Below are 753 nucleotides of genomic sequence, written 5' to 3' on the forward strand. Positions count from 1 at the left end.
CACAAGTTCAAACAGCAATTTGATGGATTTTGGCGAGGCGATGAAGTACGTCGCGCCGATCGCCGAGGCGGCCGGGGCCAGTATCGAGGACACCACCGCCTTGCTGGGCGTGTTGGCCGATAACGGCATCAAGGGGTCTATGGCCGGTACGGCGGCCAGTGCGATGTTTACGCGGTTACAGGCGCCCGTCGGGCAGGCGGCTGATGCGTTGTCAGAATTGGGCGTAAAAACAAAGGACGGCAAAGGGAACATGCTGCCGATCGCGAACATCCTCAAGAAAATTAACGGCTCGTTTAAAACCAACAAGCTCGGCACCGCGCAGCAGGCCGAATACCTGAAAGTCATTTTCGGCGAAGAGGCGATGAAAGGCGCTATCAAGCTGATTGACGCCGCCGGTAACGGCAAGCTGAGCGAAAAACACAGCACCGTCACCCAGTCAAAAGGGGCTACGGCACAGATTGCCCGAGTGAAGGTGGACAACCTCGACGGCGACCTGAAAAACCTGTTTTCGGCGTGGGAAGATGTTCGCATTGAGGTGTTCGACGGCCAGAATTCAGCGCTGCGCAAGCTCACGGTTTCCGCCACCGAATGGCTCACCAAGGCGGGGGCATGGGTGAAGGCCAATCCTGAGCTGGTCGGCACGCTGGTGAAAGTCACGGCGGGCGTCACGGCCCTGATCGGCGGCCTCGCTGCGTTGGGCCTTATCGCATGGCCGGTGATGGCCGGGGTCAATATGTTGATCGCCGGGGCCGG

At 59.5% G+C, this 753-nt stretch carries 1 protein-coding gene; it reads left to right on the plus strand.

The window, feature by feature from the left end; genetic code table 11:
- Window positions 1-22 precede the first annotated feature (22 nt).
- Window positions 23-753: phage tail tape measure protein (locus tag ABAC460_RS0125400; RefSeq protein WP_081716711.1), on the plus strand; the 731-nt coding region annotated here is incomplete at its 3' end.

Origin of the sequence: Asticcacaulis sp. AC460 (assembly GCF_000495795.1) — a bacterium.
Lineage (GTDB): Bacteria > Pseudomonadota > Alphaproteobacteria > Caulobacterales > Caulobacteraceae > Asticcacaulis.